This window comes from Flammeovirgaceae bacterium, from assembly GCA_015180985.1.
In the GTDB taxonomy this organism is placed as follows: Bacteria; Bacteroidota; Bacteroidia; order Cytophagales; family Cyclobacteriaceae; genus UBA2336.
The window spans coordinates 2,217,041-2,234,427 of record CP054185.1; the positions used below are offsets into that span (position 1 = coordinate 2,217,041).

The window sequence follows — 17,387 nt, forward strand, 5'->3', positions numbered from 1 at the left end:
TATTATGATTCAGGTAACCAAACCTTTTTTACCGCCCCGCGAAGAGTATGAGCGACTGTTGGAAGGCATCTGGCAGCGCAACATCCTTACCAACAACGGCCCGCTGGTGGTTGAACTGGAGCAAAAATTAAAAGAGTACCTCGGTGTACCCTACTTATTATATGTAACCAACGGGACAATAGCATTGCAACTTGCTATTAAAGCCCTGGGCCTGAAAGGCGAAATTATTACCACACCGTTTAGTTATGTAGCCACTACCAGTAGTATTGTGTGGGAAGGATGCCAACCGGTGTTTGTGGATATTGATGAACGTACATTAAATATTAATCCGGCTTTGATCGAGCAGGCCATTACCGAAAAAACATCAGCCATTCTGGCAACACATGTTTATGGTAATCCTTGCGACATTGATACCATTGAGCAGGTGGCCAGGAAGCACAATCTGAAAGTAATTTATGATGCAGCTCATTGTTTTGGCACAAGTTATAAAGGTGAATCAGTCTTTGCTTATGGAGATATAAGCACTACCAGTTTCCATGCCACTAAACTATTTCATACCGTTGAAGGTGGAGCTGTTTTCAGTCGGGATGAGAAGTTGATTAAAAAACTTGATTTCATGCGAAACTTTGGACACAATGGACCAGAAGATTTTGCTGAAGTTGGGATCAACGGTAAAAACTCAGAGTTCCATGCCGCCATGGGATTGGTTAACCTGAATTTCATGCCTTTCGTCTTAAAAAAAAGGAAGCTCCAGTGGGTAATGTATGACAACCTTCTCAACCATGTAAAAGTTCAGGCGTTATCAATAAATAAACTTGCCATATTCAATTATGCCTACTACCCGCTTATCTTGGAGAGTGAAGAGGTAACCCTCAGGATTTTAAACAGGCTGCAGGCCAATCAAATTTTCCCGCGGAGGTATTTTTATCCAGCTTTAAATACAGTAAGACTTTATGCTTCGGGTACTTTGCCGGTTAGTGAATCTGTAAGCAGGCGGATACTTTGCCTTCCAATATTCCATGAGCTTGCAGATGCTGATATTGAACGGATTTGCAAGATGATTTGTAATGCGATTTAACGGATACTATGAAGTTGGCCATTATGCAGCCTTACTTTTTCCCCTACATTGGGTATTTTCAGTTAATGAATGCTGTTGATCAATTTATTATTTATGACAATATTGAGTTCAGTCGCAAGGGATGGATCCATAGAAACAGGATTCTTATAAACAATAGTCCATCTTATATCAGCCTTCCTATTAAAAATGATTCGGATTACCTTTCCGTATGTGACCGCTACCTGGCTGAAAGCTGGCCTGTTGAGAAGAGTAAACTTATTAACCGAATTACAGAGGCTTATAGAAAAGCACCTTACTTTAAACCAGTAATGTCTGTAGTTGAGAGCAGCCTTGATTTTGATGATCACAATCTGTTCCGATTCATTTATCATTCTTTACAACAAATTAGGGCTTATTTGAATATTGTTACCCCAATGCAAATCTCCTCACAAATGGACATTGATCATTCGTTGAAGGCGCAAGATAAGGTCTTAGCATTGTGTAAAGCCAGTAGTACATCGGTTTACATAAATCCTATAGGAGGAGTAGATTTATATAGTCGCAGTCGTTTTGCAGAAGAGGGGATTGAACTTTTATTTCTTAAGGCTGATCCAATAACTTACAAACAGTTTAGCGGTGACTTTATTCCATCCTTGTCTATTATTGATGTGATGATGTTTAACTCTGTTGATGAGGTGCGTAATTTTTTGATGCGGTTTTCTCTAAATTGATTTATGTTTCGTTGGATAAAATTGGGAAGAATTTTTAATCCGCAGGAAGTTAAAGGTATAAATTGGTTGGCCGAGTTTGCCCAGGCGCCAAGTGTGTTGTTGTTTGATGACTTTGTGCGGGTGTATTTCTCGTGCCGGCCACCGGCAGATGAACTGGGAAGGTATGTAAGTTACACCGCCTACGTTGATTTAAAGAGGACTGACTTTTTCAAAGTTGTTGAACTTGCTAAACAGCCAGTAATGTCATTGGGTGAGCGGGGCACGTTTGATGAATTCGGTACTTACCCGTTTTCTGTAATTCGAAATGCAGATGAACTTTGGGGCTATTACGGGGGCTGGACACGTTGCGAATCGGTTCCGTTTAATGTGGCAATTGGGGTTGCCTGTAGTCGCGACAACGGGAAAACTTTTATTCGGCTTGGGAAGGGGCCTGTATTGTCCTATTCTCCAGATGAACCTTTTATTCTCAGCGGGCCAAAAATAAGGCGCTTTAATAATTATTTTGTGCTCTATTATATTGCCGGAAAAAAATGGATTTCTACTGAAAACAGGCCGGAACCTGTTTATAGGATAAGGATGGCAATATCTGATGATGGAATTAACTGGAAAAAACAAAATAGAGATTTAATTGATGTTCGCCTCGAAGAAAACGAGTGCCAGGCAAGTCCGGATGTATTCTATTCAAATGGTAGGTACCACATGTTTTTTTGTTATCGGTACAGTTTGAATTATCGCTCAAAGACCGGAGGTTACCGGATAGGGTATGCCGTTTCAGATGACGGCTTTAACTGGACGCGCGATGATAATAAAGCCGGTATTGCTGTTTCCGAGGAGGGTTGGGACTCTGAAATGATCAGTTACCCACATGTTTTTGAATTAGACGGATCTATTTACATGCTGTACCTCGGTAATCAGGTGGGTCGATATGGTTTTGGTTTGGCCCTGTTGGATGGATGTTTATAGCTATGAAATGGAAGAAAATCGGTAGAATTTTTAATCCCTTTGATCATCCTAGTTTGAACGACTATGCAGGATATGCTCAATCGCCTCAGGCACTTCCGCTCGTTGACCGGGTGAGGATCTATTTTTCTATTCGAAAGAAGGATCAACAAGGCAAATTTACCAGCCACATTCTGTTTGCTGACTTTGATAAAGAGTTTAAAAAGATTTTGCAGATAAGTTCTGAACCCGTACTTGAACCAGGTAAACTCGGTGCCTTTGATGAACACGGAATTTTTCCGTTTAGCCCATTACATGATGGTCAGCGAATTTTAGCCTATACTTGTGGCTGGAGTAGACGGGTATCGGTGTCTGTTGAAACATCAACCGGATTGGCAATAAGTACGGACGGTGGCATTACTTTCAATCGATTGGGTGATGGTCCTATAATGAGTTCATCTTTACATGAACCTTTTCTTGTTGGCGATTCGTTCGTTAGGAAGTACAGTAACCGATACCATATGTGGTATATATTTGGCACTAAATGGGTGCAGTTTGATGCAGGTGAATCCGCTGAAAGAGTTTATAAAATTGGGTATGCAGTATCAGATGATGGTATTAATTTTATGAGGGAGGGAAGAGCAATAATTAAGGATGTGATTAATGCAGATGAGTGCCAGGCACTACCCACGGTTATTCGGCAAAATGGAAATTATCACATGGTATTTTGTTTCAGGCATGTTAGGGGTTTTAGAACAGATAAGACAAAATCTTACCGATTGGGTTATGCAATGTCTACCGATTTAATTAACTGGGATCGAAATGATGATTTGTTGAACTTGCCGGTTACTGAAAACAGTTGGGATTCGGATATGATGTGTTATCCTAATTTGTTTGAATGGCAAGGTAGAACTTACCTCCTCTACAATGGAAACGAATTTGGTAAGTACGGTTTTGGATTGGCTGTGTTGGACGAGAATTGACTAAAATGGATTACGAGTTTACTGAAAATCGTGCAGGCAAAGATGAAGTGTATGAACATTTAGTAAAATGTAACAGATCATTTATCCCTGCTTTGAATTCGCGGGTAGATATTAAGCTTTATACCGAAAAGATTATGAATGGAGCCGTACGGTTTGAGGCGTGGTTTAATGACAGACTGATTGGGCTTGTAGCTGTTTATTTAAATGACAATACCCGTAAAGTTGCTTATGTGACCAATGTTAGCGTTGAGCCTGTCCATACAGGCAAAGGATTAGCAAAGAAACTAGTTATGAGGAGCATTAAAAGGGCTAGCCAAATGTCTTTTGAACAGCTGCAACTTGAAGTAAGTGTAAACAACCAACCCGCGGTTAACTTATATAAAGACCTTGGCTTTAAAAAGATAGAGGATACAACGGATGAATCTTATAAATTGGCGCTTAAACTAAACTGACATTGCAAAATGCCGCAAATAGAACGGGATTACGATAAGGAAATAAAAGACACGAAGGATCACCGGTATGCCTATAACTTTGATTTTGACGTTATGCATCCGTTTATGGTGCGTTCATTTGAGCCTTTTTTTAAGCCTGGTAATGTTTTGGAATTAGGCAGTTTTAAAGGTGACTTTACGCGGAGATTACTTCCATATTTTTCCGATATAACGTGTGTTGAGGCTTCCGGTGAGGCTATTAGTCAGGCAAAAGCCGAATTTGGCGATCACCTTAAGTTTGTACACGCTTTATTCGAAGAGGTAAGGCTTCCTGTAAAATATGAGAATATAATTTTAACCCATGTTCTTGAACACCTTGATGACCCGGTGAGGGTGATGAAGCGTGTTAACAATGAATGGTTAACAGATACCGGTAGGTTATTTTTGGTTTGCCCTAATGCAAATGCGCCCTCAAGACAGATAGCGGTAAAAATGGGATTGATTTCGCATAATAGTGCCATAACACCAGCTGAAAAGGAACATGGACACCGTATTACCTATACGCTTGATACGTTAGAGCGGGATGCCAGGGCAGCTGGCTTAAAAGTTGTGCAAAGGTCCGGTATTTTCTTTAAAGCCCTTGCCAACTTTCAATGGGATCGATTGCTGAATACGGATATTATTTCAAAGGAGTACCTGGAGGGTTGCTATCAGCTCGGGCAAATTTACCCAGATTTGTGTTCTAGTATATTTTTGCTTTGTGAGAAAGGAGATAATAGATGAATGAACCATTGGTTTCTGCATGCTTGATAACCTATAATCAGATAAGGTACATTCGTCAATCCATTGAAGGCATTCTGATGCAGCAAACAAATTTTCCATGGGAGTTAATTATTGCTGATGATTGTTCAACAGACGGAACTCAGGAAATATTGAAGGAATATAAAAATCGCCATTCTGACAAAATTAAATTACTTCTGCAATCAAAGAATAAAGGAGCCATGTTAAACTGGATAGATTTGGTAACTACTCCACGATCCAGATATATTACATTATGCGAAGGAGACGACTATTGGACTGATCCACTTAAGTTGCAGAAGCAGGTTGATTTTCTAGAATCCAACCCGGATTATGTTGCGTGCTTCCACTCGGTTATGGTTGTAGATGCCAATGGAAACGAAGTGCGGAAGTCAAAAAATTCATTTGTGCATAACCGTGATTTAACCAGGGAGGAACTTATCATGGGCAGAGTAATGTCAACTCTTTCGTTGTGCTACCGTAATGTAATTACAGAGTTTCCAGAGGAATTTTACAAGTCTCCAACGGGTGATAACTTTCTTTGTTCGCTGTTGGGTAATTATGGCAAGGCGAAATTTCTGAAGGACATTAAGCCCTCGGCTTATCGTATGCATGCAGGTGGTTCGTGGTCTCTTCAGAATGAGGATAAAAAGAAGATGACTTTGTTGTTATCTTATTTTTGGCTTTGGCAATACTATGCACGTATTGGCAGACCCGAATATGCACAAGGGTACTATCGTAAAATTCTTTTGGAAGGGTTTTACTCAAATCCATTCAAGGTACTGGTACCCGCTTGGCTGGGTCGTGCGGAGTGGCTTACTATCAAAACCATTCGAAGAGTATTCAGATTAGTCAGAAACTTGTTTGGTATGAAGGCTCCCCTGGTGCCGAAGTGAGCCTTATTTCTTGTTCAGACGACAGATGAAAGTAGCGTTTTCATTGCTTAATTTTAACTGATTCATTTTTTTATGCCAACCTCGTTTCTTCAGCCAAGTTGGGTTAAGAGTACAAAGTCTACTCGTTTTCAGCAACTTAAAAAGTTTTTTAATGGAAAAGATGTGCTGGATATTGGGTGTGCCGTAGGCTACCAAAAGGATGACTGGATGCATAAAAATATTGTATCTGTAGCCCGGTCGGTTTATGGTCTTGATTTAGATAATGACAGTGTTGAGGAAATCCGTAGGATGGGGTATGCTGTATGCCAGGGTAATGCCCAAAACTTTAGTTTGGATAGAAAGTTTAACTTGATACATGCTGGAGAGTTGATTGAACATCTGGATAACCCGGGTGGGTTTTTAGAATCTGTAAAGGAACACCTGACTGAGGATGGGGTACTGCTGATTACTACACCCAATGCCCTGCGAGTAAGCAATTTTATTTATGCCGCCACCGGAGGGCTTAAGGTAAACGTGGAGCATACTTGTTGGTTTTGCGAAACAACCATCGCTACGTTACTTGAGCGCAAAGGATTTGAAGTTGTTGAGGTTGGATACCTGAAGCATGAGACATTCAATTGGCTTAGGAGAATGTTGCTTTCATTGCGTGCGTTACTGTTGCCCGATCGGGTAGCCTGGAATACATTGTATGTGGTGGCTAAGATTAAAGCATTTTGAAAATCATCCAGCTAATTCAAAAAAAACAACTCCGCGGAGCTGAGATTTTTGCCAGCCAATTGAGCAATCACCTGACCGCAACCGGACATGACGTATTGCTGGTCAGTCTTTTTCCGGGCGATGCTGAATTGCCGTTTACCGGTAAACATTTTTCACTGAACAGGCCATTGAGTAAACGATTTTGGGATTTTTTTGGATGGAGGTTATTATCTGAACAAGTCTGTAACTTTCAACCCGATGTTGTGCAAGCTAATGCCGGAGATACGTTAAAGTTTGCCGTGATCTCAAAATTATTTTTTGGGTGGAAGGCAAAAATCATTTTTCGTAATGCTAACAAAGTCAGTGATTTTGTTACGTCCGTACCTAAGGTTTTGTTTAACAGGTTTTTGGTAAGGCAGGTTGATCAGGTTATATCGGTGAGCGAATTATGCCGAATGGATTTTATAAAAACCTATGGTTACCCATCACGCAAGGTAACCACAGTTCCTATCGGGTTAAACCTGGAGCCGGTAAGTCAATCTTTACCTCATGATTTGGTTCAGTTCCTTTCATCCGGCAAGGTATTGGTCCACGTAGCCAGTTTTGTTCCTGAGAAGAATCATAAGGGACTTTTACGGGTTATACAAAAGCTTGTTGCTCAGGGAAAAGATGTAAAAGTTATTCTTATAGGTGATGGCAAACTCCGGCCTGAAGTTGAAGAGCAGATCAAAAATATGGCATTAACAGACCGTGTTTTGGTAGCAGGCTATCGCAGCGAGGTGCTTTCAATTATGGCTACTGCGCATATGCTTGTGTTGCCAAGTTTAATTGAAGGTTTGCCCGGGGTAGTCCTTGAAGCCATGTATTGCAGAATTCCCGTAGTGGCTTATAATGTTGGCGGTATCAGCGAGGTGGTGAAGCCGCAGGAAACCGGCTGGTTGGTAGAGAAAAACGATGAGGCCGGTTTTATTGAAGCCGTAGTGGAAGTCTTGGAAGGAAGTAACGTTGAACGGATAACAGATAATGCATTTAATATGGTTGTTAATGATTTTGATAACCGGGTGATCGCAAAACGATTTGAGAAAGTTTATAAGGAAGTGGTGGAGAGGATGTAGCAGACTGCAGATTTGGGCTAACTGCTATTTGAAATAATTTATGAGGAAGTGATCTGGGAAATCAGAAAAAATTTATTCTTGTATAAAGGCTGAAAACTTTTCTGTGCAACAAAAAATTAAAGTCCTTCATCTCATCAAATCCCTGGGCAGGGGCGGAGCAGAGATGCTGTTGCAGGAAACCCTGAAACTGCATGATCAGAATATATTTGAATTTCATTATATCTACTTTTTACCCTGGAAAAACCAGATGGTGGATGCGCTTAAGCAGGCAGGTGGAAAAGTAACTTGCCTCGATGCCGCTAACAATATTCAGATCATCAGAAATGTTAACCAGGTTAAAAAGTACATTGTGCAACACAATATCGTACTGATACATTGCCATCTGCCGTGGGCAGGCTTTGTAGGAAGAATCATTCACCGTCAAATAGGAATACCGGTTGTATATACAGAGCATAATAAGCAGGAACGATATCACTTTGTTACACGCTGCATGAACAGGTTAACCTTCAACTGGCAAACAATGGCTGTGGGCGTCTCGGGCGATGTAACGGAATCGATTCAAAGGAATATTAAACCGCACATCCGGGTTGCAGAAATTCCCAATGGCGTCAATACGGAATTTTTTCAGCGGGATGAAACAGCAAGACGGTTGACGCGGGAGCGCTTAGGCATACCTAACAATGCTATTGTAATAGGAACCCTGGCAGTATTCCGTTTTCAAAAGCGGTTAAAAGAGTGGCTTGATGTTTTTTACCAGGTTTCACAGGATAATCCTAACCTGTATGGGATCATGGTTGGAGACGGCCCATTGAAAGAAGAGTTGTTGGAGCATCGCAGGCGGCTGAACCTTGATAAGAAAGTTGTGATGCCCGGTTTGCAAACAGATGTTAAGCCGTGGTATTCAGCAATGGATATTTTTATGATGACCTCGGTATTTGAAGGTTTGCCTGTTGCCTTACTGGAAGCCATGAGCATGCAATGTGCTATTGCCACCACGAATGCCGGAGGAGTTAAACAGATTGTTTGTAACCACAAAGATGGTATTGTAGTACCTGTGGAGGACTGGAAAGACCTCATAGAAGTGATTGAGCAGTTAGCTGCTAATGACGAAAAACGAATAGCATTAAGTAAAGCTGCCCGAGCACGAGTAACAGAAGCCTTTAATTTAAAACGAATGGTGTGGGAATTGGAAGATTTATACAGGTCGTTAACTTAGTGGTTTTAAGGTTAAGAGTTAATTACATAGGTAATTCAGAAATGGAAATCCGGCCAGCACAGGAGGGTGACATTCCCGCGATAGTTGAGTTACTAAAACTCAGCCTTGGTGAATCACGGATGCCTAAATCCGAGGCATTCTGGCGTTGGAAGCATCTTGAGAATCCTTTTGGTAAATCGCCTGTCTTACTGGCCATAGAGGGTGATAAGTTGATTGGAGTGCGAGCTTTTATTCGCTGGGAATGGAAACAGGGCGACAAAATTTACAAGACTGTACGGGCAGTTGATACAGCAACACATCCAGAACATCAGGGCAAGGGTATATTTAAGAAACTTACGCTTGACTTGGTGCATCAATGTCGTGAGGAAGGTATTGATTTTATTTTCAACACACCCAATACAAACAGTAAACCCGGTTATTTAAAGATGGGCTGGAGTGCATTAGGGCGACTAAACATTAATTTCCGACCTGTGTTCAGATTGTTAACCAGGACAGCGTCAGATTTTGAAGAACAGTTTAGATGGAACGAAGAGGCAGTAAATCGGTTACAGTACTTGTCATCAAGCAATGTTATGGTAACCCATCATAAACCTGGATTTTTTCATTGGCGTTATGGGTCTAATCCGAATGTGCGGTACTACATGGCTGGTAACGAGAAGGTCGGCTTGTATATTATATTCAGGATAAAACCAATCAGGTTAGGTACAGAGTTTAGGGTAGTTAATATGATAACGCCAAATGCAATAACAAAAAAACAGTTTGATGCAGTTCTGATGCCTGCTGTAAAACAAGTCGGCCCCTGTCTGATAACCTATGCAGGTGAGCAAATATTGCCAGGCTTTATTTCAATGAAAGTCGGTCCTGTGGTAACTATACATTCATTAAACATAGATAAACCATTATCTTTCGGTGTTTGGAAACCTTCGCTTGGGGACATGGAGGTGTTTTAATGCTACTAGGAATTATTATCTGGCTCTTGACACTGCTGCTTACCTATTTGTTTTTGGGGGCCAGCAGTCAGCAGCATCCTTCATTAAATAAACGTTTCCTGCTTATTCTGTTTCTCTATCATTCTCTGCTTGCCATTGCTTATTACGCATATGCCTTAGGGAATCCATCCGATTCAAAGGGGTATTATTTTAAGGCAAATACGAAGTTTCTGGGAGACGTCTGGTTCGATTACTTCGGAGTGAGCACATCCTTTATTGATTTTATAGCCTTCTTCCTTGTTAATCGGCTTGGCCTTAACTATGAGGGCAGCATGGTATTGTTTTCATGGTTTGGATATCTGGGCTTTGTTTTTTTCTATATTTTCTTTTCCGAAAGGATTAAAACCCGTCCTCGACTTTTTGGATTTAACGGAATACTAATTCTTTTGCTGCTACCCAATCTGCACTTCTGGTCTTCTTCACTTGGCAAAGGATCATTAATCTTCTTGGGATTTGGAATGTTTTTTTACGGATTGAACAGACCCGGCATGCGTTTTTGGGCTTTGCTATTGGGCGGTTGGATTATCTTTCAAATCAGACCCCACATTTTTTATGTTGTGCTAATTGCGCTGGGCTTGGGTTACACCTTTTCGACTCGGGGGGTAGCTTTTGGTTATCGGGTAATTATACTGATCATAGCAGGATTTCTCTTAAATGCCATTTACCTTGATGTGATTAAACTAACCGGTCTTGAAGATGACTCTATGCTTGATCCGCTAATATCTCACCGGGCCCGGGAACTTACCAAAGCAACTTCCGGTATTGATATTACCAACTATTCATTTCCGGAAAAACTTTTTGCATTTTGGTTCAGACCCCTCTTTTTTGATGCACCGGGAGCACTAGGATGGATAGTGAGTTTTGAAAACCTGTTTTACCTGGTTTTCTTTATGCGATTACTACAGCCCAAAGCACTTGCTTACCTGTTCAGAGCGGATGCCTTTGTAAAAACCTGTCTGTTAACTTTTGCAGGTGTGTCGGCCGCATTGGCTCAAATCAGCGGCAACCTCGGCCTTGCCATGCGGCAAAAAAGCCAGGTTATGATACTTATGCTATTTGTTATTCTGAAATACATGGATGAACGAAAAATAGTTGAGATGAAACTGATAACTCAACGTAAAAAATTGATAGCTAGCAGGAAGCAAAAACTTGAGTTGACTCAGACGTTAGACATAAGGCTTAAGACTTAAGACATCAGACGTATGATGTAAGACGAGAGGCATAAGGCTCGGGACATCGGAGGATACGTACATCTTACTATTAGGAATGAAGGGGATATTCACCATATCACTTGACTTTGAACTACATTGGGGTGGCTTTGAGAAATGGCCCTTGCGGGGTCGTCAGTTATCGGTTGCTGGTAACCGGCTACCGACCACTGGTAGCTATGAGAAATATTTTCTCAATACCCGAAACGTAATACCCCGTATGCTTGAATTGTTTGAAAAATATGGAGTGCATGTTACATGGGCCGGAGTAGGAATGTTAATGCATACGAATCGGCAGCAACTCGAAGGAAATTTTCCTGCACTAAAACCAGGGTACAGTCTTAATACGTTGTCAGCCTATCATTACATTGACCACGTGGGGATAGGTAACAATGAAGAAGAGGATCCGTTTCATTATGCACATTCACTTGTTCTGCAAATTCTCAAAACGCCACACCAGGAGTTAGGGTCACATACATTTGCTCATTTTTATTGTAATGAAGAAGGTCAGACACTGGCTCAATTCCGTGAAGATTTGATGTCTGCCCAAAAAGCTGCTTCGGCTTATGGAGTTAAACTACGTTCACTGGTATTTCCCCGGAACCAATTCAATGATGCATACCTGAAGATATGTTTTGAAGCAGGATTTAACAGCGTGAGGTCAAATCCATCTGATTGGTTCTGGAAAATTGACAGTACACTGGATGAGGGTAAATGGAAACGGTTAACGAGGGGTATGGATGCTTATTTTCCAATTGGGAACAAGAACACCTATCCGATCTCTGCGCTCAAGGTTCGTTTCGGTTTTCCTATCTGTATTCCGGCCAGCAGGCTATTACGGCCCTACCGTCCAGAAGAATTATTTCTTAATGAAATGAAAATAAATCGAGTGTTGACTGAGTTGAAGTACGCTGCCCGGAAAAATGAGATATATCATTTATGGTGGCATCCACATAATTTTGGCAATTATCCGGAAGAGAGTTTAAGGGGATTAGAAAAAATTCTTGCCGGATATGATTATTGCAGGCGTGAATTTGGTATGGCTTCCATGACAATGGGTGAGTTGACAGAGATGGTAATGGCATTACATGCGAATCAAATTGCTTAGAATAACTACCGTTCCTGAGTCCCTTCATGTGTTACTGAAGGGTCAGCTTGAATACATGCAACACCATGGGTTTGACGTGCTCGCTGTGAGTAGTAAGGGCATACAGGTTGAAAATATTATAAAAGCAGGCATTAACCATCGTTCTGTTTTATTTACACGCAGAATAACTCCTTTTACCGATCTTATTGCGCTTCTACAACTTGTCTGGATTATTATCCGTTTTAATCCGACAATCGTTCATACCCACACGCCCAAAGCCGGATTGTTGGGTATGATGGCCGCCTTGATTTGTCGCGTGCCCGTTCGCATGCACACGGTTGCCGGGTTGCCGTTGATGGAGGCTAAGGGAGCAAAACGATGGTTATTATACTTGTCAGAGAGAGTAACCTATTGTTGTGCGCACAAAATCTATCCTAATTCTAAAGGATTGATGGATTACATCAACTTGCAATTCAAAGTTCAAGATTCAAAAATGAAAATCATCGGCCATGGCAGCAGCAACGGCATTGATGCACGGTACTTCAGTAAAACACCGGAATTAGAAAGGGAAGCAAAAAAGATCAGGGAGCAGTTGAATGTTGATCCTAATGGAATGGTTTTCGGATTTGTGGGAAGGATTGTAAGAGATAAAGGATTGAAAGAATTAATAGCTGCTTTTCGGAATTTAAATAACAACCGGAATAAGCTCTATCTTCTTTTAGTTGGGCAGATGGAGGTTGACTTGGATCCGTTAGACGAAGTTGACAGGAGATACATTGATTCGGCTAACAATGTTTTTTTAGTTGGTTATCAAACAGATGTACGGCCTTGGATGATTGCCATGGATGTATTTGTATTTCCAAGCTACAGAGAAGGATTTCCCAACGTGGTAATGCAGGCAGCCTGTCTGGAGTTGCCCTGCATTGTTTCGGATATCAATGGTTGTAACGAAATCATTCAGCATCAGGTAACCGGCATTGTTGTTCCAGTAAAGAATGTGGATGCACTGATTAAGCGGATGACAGACTTTATAAACTCCTCAGGCCTCTGGCATCAATTTGGCGTAAGGGCAAGGGAATTTGTAGTCCAACACTTTGAACAAAGGTTGGTCTGGGATAATTTGTTGAAAGAATACAAATATCTGCTGGGCAATAAGTGAACTTTTTATGATGTATGTCATTTTTGTAAAGCCATTTTTCGACAAAATAGCCGCTTTAATTATCTTATTAATAACAAGCCCTGTTATGTTGGTTGTTATTTCGGCATTAGCAATTGCCAACAAAGGGAAAGTGTGGTTTGTGCAGGAACGACCCGGAAAGGATGAGCGAATATTCAAGCTGATTAAATTCAAAACGATGCACGATGCCGTGGATGCTTCGGGTGTTCCATTGCCTGATGAATATCGGCTGACTTCACTCGGTAAATGGGTAAGGAAAACCTCCATTGATGAGTTACCTCAATTAGTTAATGTCCTTTTGGGCGATATGTCAATTGTCGGGCCACGTCCTTTACTGACAGAATATTTGCCCTTGTATAATGCTTCGCAACGAAGGCGGCATAAAGTTAAACCCGGTATAACCGGCTGGGCACAGGTGCATGGGAGAAACAGAGTGGTATGGCCCGACCGATTCAACTACGATGTTTGGTATGTCGATCATCAATCCTTTTGGTTAGATTTGAAAATCCTGGCAATGACAATTATCAAAGTTTTAAAATCGGAAGGTATTGGAAGTGGTACATCCGACACAATGGAGAAATTCAAGGGTAACAATTGAATCAGACTGCTATGGCCGAGAAGAAAATAATTTTACAAGGCGGAGGCGAACATGCTAGAGTTGTGCTGGATGCTTTGTTATCGGATAAATCAGAGGTTCTTGCGTTGTTTGACCCTAAGTACAATGGCCATTTGTTTGGCATACCACAGTTGGGCAAATATGATCCTGGTTTTGAAACGGATGCCTTGGTAATAGTGGCTATAGGTAATAATAAAATCAGGAAGGAAGTTGCAGCTAAAACAAAACATAATTTTGCCAGGCTTATTCACTCGACCGCGATAGTTTCTCCGTTTGCAGAAATTGGTAATGGTTCAATGGTTTTACATGGTGTTATCATACAAGCACAAACCCGTATAGGGAACCATGTTATTGTTAATACAGGTGCCCGGGTTGACCATGATTGCTTGATTGATAACTACGTGCATCTTGCTCCGGGTTGTGTGCTTTGTGGCACTGTTCAGGTAGGTGAAGGAACATTGGTCGGAGCAGGCAGCACCGTCTTACCTGGAATCAAAATTGGTTCGTGGTCGGTTATTGGAGCAGGCTCGGTGGTGACCAAAAATATACCCGATGGTGTTGTTGTTGCCGGAAATCCAGCAAAAATTCTTAACTGTATTAATGAATAACCTGGTCTTATATGGCGCGGGTGGTCTTGGGCGGGAGATTAAATCGCTGGTTGATGCTTTGCCGGAATGGCAGGTGATGGGTTTTTTCGATGATGGGGTGCCAGGGAGCACCGTGATTAATGGAGTACCCGTACTGGGCGGGTTTGATAGATTAAAGAAGATTAAAGACCTGAATCTTGTTCTTGCTATAGGCTCTCCAAAACTTAAATCAACTATACTGGTTCGCCTGGCTGGCTTAGATGTAACCTTTCCCATCCTTAAACATCCCTCTGTAATTATTCAGGATGTTGACCGGGTTAAAATCGGGACGGGCTGTGTTCTTACAGCGGGAGTTGTAGTAACTACGGATGTCGAAATTGGCCGGCATGTTCTGCTTAATCTAAATTGTACAATAGGTCATGATGTAAGAATTGGCGACTGCTCATCTATTATGCCGGGTGTAAATATTGCTGGCAATGTTGTAATTGGTAATAATGTACTGATTGGTTCAGGGGCAAATATTCTGAACGGTGTTCAGATAGACGATAATGCAACTGTTGGTGCCGGGGCAGTTGTTACACAAAATGTACCTGCGGGTAAAACAGTGGTTGGAGTGCCGGCCAAACCAATTAATTAAACAGTTTGTGCATAGAATCAAAGAAATGGTGAATGAATTCAAACCCGCAATTCTGTTTCTGGCAAAATTTGTCGGTATTTATCTGCTAGGTAATCTGCTTTACGGTTGGTACATAACTTCGTGGTATCCTGCACCTGACCCGGTGACCAGTTGGGTCACCCATCAGAGTGCAGATATTTTGAAACTTTTCGGCTGGGATACATCCACTTACAACCATATTGTTAAACCGACAACCTACATCGTGTATGATCAAAAATCAATCATTGCTGTATATGAGGGGTGTAATGGATTGAACGTGGTCATTATTTTTCTTGCTTTTCTGATTGCTTTCGGCCCAATATCGAAGAAGCTCATTTGGTTTGTTCCACTTGGTATATTTATCATTCATATCAGCAACCTTGCAAGAATCATTTTGCTTTTCCTGGTCTCCCTTAAACTCCCTGATTTCCTCTATTTTACCCATAAATATTTGTTCACTGCATTTATTTTTCTGTTTGTTTTCCTTCTCTGGTTGTGGTGGATTTTTAAACTGAGCAAAAGCCGTGAACAAGTCTAAGTCAATCCGCATACTTAAGATTGCAATGGCGCTGTTAGGTTTACTCGTTGTTTTCCTTTTTCAACGTATTGAAATTGCCGGTGCTTTGGGTGTCCATGATAAGATGTGGCAATTCATCACCAACCGGTCCATTCGGTTCGTACTAAATGATTTGCTTTCATTGTTGCTGATTTACGCCTTATTTCCGAAAAGAAAATATGTTTTGTTTGCTTTGGCTGTACAGTTATTCGGAGTAATATTCATATTGCTGCCATACTTCTTCCTTAAACTTCAACATCCCTCCTATAACGGACCGCTGATTTCTTTTCTGCACAGATTAGTATTGAACCCATTGCTTATGCTGTTGCTCATACCTGCATTTTATTTGCAGGAAGAAAATAACCGGAGAGTCCGGTGATGTTTTGCTCTGGAATTCTATCTTTGAATGGGTATGGATAAATCGAAAATCTGGCTGTCACCACCTCACATGGGCGGGGAGGAAATTAAGTTTGTTCAGGAAGCCTTTGATACAAACTGGGTCTCACCGGTAGGTCCGCATATCACCGCCTTCGAATCGGAGTTAAGTTCATACCTTGGTATTGCTGATTGTGCTGCCTTGAGTTCAGGAACAGCGGCTATTCATCTGGCACTGATTATTCTTGGTATACAGCGTGATGATGAAGTTATTTGCTCAACTTTTACTTTTTCGGGAAGTTGTAATCCGGTGGTTTACCTTGGTGCAAAACCTGTGTTTGTTGATTCGGAATCCTTGACATGGAACATGGATCCGGATCTACTGGAAGAAGCCATCAGGCATCGGATAAGTAAAACCGGTAAAAAACCTAAGGCAATTATCCTGGTTCACCTCTATGGAATGCCGGCACAGCTTGATCGGATTATGAACATTGCAAAACAGTATGAAATCCCAGTAATTGAAGATGCGGCCGAAGCGTTGGGTGCGGAGTACAAGGGTAAGAAAGTCGGCACTTTTGGCGACATCGGCATCCTGTCATTTAACGGAAACAAGATCATCACAACTTCAGGAGGGGGAGCATTGGTGTCTGATAATATTGGCTATGTAAAACGCGCCCGCTTTCTGGCAACCCAGGCCCGAGAACCGGTATTACATTACGAGCACAAGGAAATCGGGTATAACTACCGGCTGAGTAACATCTCTGCTGGAATCGGCCGCGGTCAGCTAAAGTTTTTAGATCAACGGGTTAGAAGACGCAGGGAAATCTTTGAATTTTATTCTGATAAGCTGTCACCCTATTTTGATTTTATACCGGAGCCAGCCGGACATTATTCCAACCGGTGGCTAACCACGGCAGTTCTGAAAGAGGTGCGGTTAAAATCAGTGGTACAATTGCAGCGGGCATTGGAAATTGAACAAATCGAGTGTAGGCCGTTATGGAAGCCGATGCATTTGCAGCCTGTTTATGCGCAAACTGCACACTATAGCAATGGTACGGCAGAATCATTATTCAACAAAGGAATCTGTCTTCCGTCCGGAAGTAACCTGATAATCAATGACTTAAATAGAATTTGTGAAGTATTGTCCGTTTTTTTGATCAAACAAATCGGCAGTTTCTGAGTAATCTGTCAATCCGCTTTTTCAAATCCTTGCCGGCTTAAATTTTTAAGTTGGAATACTGAAATCCTACAAGGTTACAAATGGATGATTTTAGT

The 17,387-nt window shown here is 41.5% G+C and carries 20 protein-coding genes; all 20 read left to right on the forward strand.

Annotated elements, in window-relative coordinates; all coding sequences use genetic code 11:
- Positions 1 to 4 precede the first annotated feature (4 nt).
- Entirely contained in the window at positions 5 to 1,078 is a 1,074-nt protein-coding gene (locus HRU69_10380) for a DegT/DnrJ/EryC1/StrS family aminotransferase (protein QOI97864.1), read from the forward strand.
- A gap of 8 nt (positions 1,079 to 1,086) precedes the next feature.
- Positions 1,087 to 1,788: a WbqC family protein gene (locus HRU69_10385; GenBank protein ID QOI97865.1), complete on the forward strand. Its 702-nt coding sequence runs from the start codon at positions 1,087 to 1,089 to the stop codon at positions 1,786 to 1,788.
- Positions 1,789 to 1,791: 3 nt separating this feature from the next.
- Entirely contained in the window at positions 1,792 to 2,751 is a 960-nt protein-coding gene (locus HRU69_10390) for a glycosylase (protein QOI97866.1), read from the forward strand.
- 2 nt (positions 2,752 to 2,753) lie between these two features.
- Entirely contained in the window at positions 2,754 to 3,710 is a 957-nt protein-coding gene (locus tag HRU69_10395; GenBank protein QOI97867.1) for a hypothetical protein, read from the forward strand.
- Between the two features lie 5 nt (positions 3,711 to 3,715).
- Complete coding sequence (locus HRU69_10400) at positions 3,716 to 4,162, forward strand: GNAT family N-acetyltransferase (protein ID QOI97868.1); 447 nt, start codon at positions 3,716 to 3,718, stop codon at positions 4,160 to 4,162.
- A 9-nt stretch (positions 4,163 to 4,171) separates the two neighbouring features.
- Complete coding sequence (locus HRU69_10405; GenBank protein ID QOI97869.1) at positions 4,172 to 4,924, forward strand: class I SAM-dependent methyltransferase; 753 nt, start codon at positions 4,172 to 4,174, stop codon at positions 4,922 to 4,924.
- Positions 4,921 to 5,835, forward strand: a complete 915-nt coding sequence (locus HRU69_10410) for a glycosyltransferase (GenBank protein QOI97870.1) — start codon at positions 4,921 to 4,923, stop codon at positions 5,833 to 5,835. The genes HRU69_10405 and HRU69_10410 overlap by 4 nt, the downstream gene beginning before the upstream one ends.
- A gap of 72 nt (positions 5,836 to 5,907) precedes the next feature.
- A complete protein-coding gene (locus HRU69_10415; GenBank protein ID QOI97871.1) occupies positions 5,908 to 6,552 on the forward strand; it encodes a class I SAM-dependent methyltransferase in 645 nt (214 codons plus the stop codon).
- The gene (locus HRU69_10420; GenBank protein QOI97872.1) at positions 6,549 to 7,646 is read left to right on the forward strand and encodes a glycosyltransferase; all 1,098 of its coding nucleotides are present in this window, start codon (positions 6,549 to 6,551) and stop codon (positions 7,644 to 7,646) included. The genes HRU69_10415 and HRU69_10420 overlap by 4 nt, the downstream gene beginning before the upstream one ends.
- A 163-nt stretch (positions 7,647 to 7,809) precedes the next feature.
- A complete protein-coding gene (locus HRU69_10425) occupies positions 7,810 to 8,862 on the forward strand; it encodes a glycosyltransferase (GenBank protein QOI98897.1) in 1,053 nt (350 codons plus the stop codon).
- 41 nt (positions 8,863 to 8,903) lie between these two features.
- Positions 8,904 to 9,812, forward strand: a complete 909-nt coding sequence (locus HRU69_10430) for a GNAT family N-acetyltransferase (GenBank protein ID QOI97873.1) — start codon at positions 8,904 to 8,906, stop codon at positions 9,810 to 9,812.
- Positions 9,776 to 11,041: a hypothetical protein gene (locus tag HRU69_10435; GenBank protein ID QOI97874.1), complete on the forward strand. Its 1,266-nt coding sequence runs from the start codon at positions 9,776 to 9,778 to the stop codon at positions 11,039 to 11,041. The genes HRU69_10430 and HRU69_10435 overlap by 37 nt, the downstream gene beginning before the upstream one ends.
- A gap of 76 nt (positions 11,042 to 11,117) precedes the next feature.
- Entirely contained in the window at positions 11,118 to 12,167 is a 1,050-nt protein-coding gene (locus HRU69_10440; protein QOI97875.1) for a polysaccharide deacetylase family protein, read from the forward strand.
- The gene (locus tag HRU69_10445) at positions 12,148 to 13,305 is read left to right on the forward strand and encodes a glycosyltransferase family 4 protein (GenBank protein ID QOI97876.1); all 1,158 of its coding nucleotides are present in this window, start codon (positions 12,148 to 12,150) and stop codon (positions 13,303 to 13,305) included. The genes HRU69_10440 and HRU69_10445 overlap by 20 nt, the downstream gene beginning before the upstream one ends.
- A 10-nt stretch (positions 13,306 to 13,315) precedes the next feature.
- Complete coding sequence (locus tag HRU69_10450; protein ID QOI98898.1) at positions 13,316 to 13,921, forward strand: sugar transferase; 606 nt, start codon at positions 13,316 to 13,318, stop codon at positions 13,919 to 13,921.
- A gap of 11 nt (positions 13,922 to 13,932) precedes the next feature.
- Positions 13,933 to 14,547, forward strand: coding sequence for an acetyltransferase (locus HRU69_10455; protein ID QOI97877.1), 615 nt, complete (start codon positions 13,933 to 13,935; stop codon positions 14,545 to 14,547).
- Positions 14,540 to 15,163 (forward strand): acetyltransferase, encoded by a 624-nt coding sequence (locus tag HRU69_10460; GenBank protein ID QOI97878.1) that lies wholly within the window; start codon positions 14,540 to 14,542, stop codon positions 15,161 to 15,163. Before HRU69_10455 ends, HRU69_10460 begins: the two co-directional genes overlap by 8 nt.
- Positions 15,164 to 15,170: 7 nt before the next feature.
- Positions 15,171 to 15,719 carry an exosortase family protein XrtF gene (gene xrtF / locus HRU69_10465; protein QOI97879.1) on the forward strand — a complete coding sequence of 183 codons (549 nt, stop codon included), beginning with the start codon at positions 15,171 to 15,173 and terminating at the stop codon, positions 15,717 to 15,719.
- Positions 15,706 to 16,116 (forward strand): exosortase F system-associated protein, encoded by a 411-nt coding sequence (locus HRU69_10470; GenBank protein ID QOI97880.1) that lies wholly within the window; start codon positions 15,706 to 15,708, stop codon positions 16,114 to 16,116. Before xrtF ends, HRU69_10470 begins: the two co-directional genes overlap by 14 nt.
- 33 nt (positions 16,117 to 16,149) lie before the next feature.
- On the forward strand, positions 16,150 to 17,292 hold the full coding sequence (locus tag HRU69_10475; protein QOI97881.1) for an aminotransferase class I/II-fold pyridoxal phosphate-dependent enzyme: 1,143 nt from the start codon (positions 16,150 to 16,152) through the stop codon (positions 17,290 to 17,292).
- Positions 17,293 to 17,387: the final 95 nt, after the last annotated feature.